At 74.3% G+C, this 206-nt stretch carries 1 protein-coding gene; it reads right to left on the bottom strand.

The window, feature by feature from the left end; translation table 11 throughout:
- The coding region (locus GTW40_RS20090; protein ID WP_161181578.1) for an AIR synthase related protein at positions 1-206 on the bottom strand (206 nt) is incomplete at both ends.

The following is a 206-nucleotide window of genomic DNA, read 5'->3' on the forward strand; positions in this document are numbered from 1 at the left end:
CCGGTGACGGGGGTGCCGAGCACCTGGCAGGCGTCGGCCAGGCCGCGGGTGGCCTCGGCGAACTGCCACATCACGTCCGGGTCCTCGGGGGAGCCGAAGTTGAGGCAGTCGGAGACCGCGAGCGGCTTGGCGCCGCCGGCCGCGACGTTGCGGTACGCCTCGGCGAGGGCCAGCTGGGCACCGGTGTACGGGTCCAGCTTGGCGTA

It is taken from the genome of Streptomyces sp. SID4985 (assembly GCF_009863025.1).
In the GTDB taxonomy this organism is placed as follows: domain Bacteria; phylum Actinomycetota; class Actinomycetes; order Streptomycetales; family Streptomycetaceae; genus Streptomyces.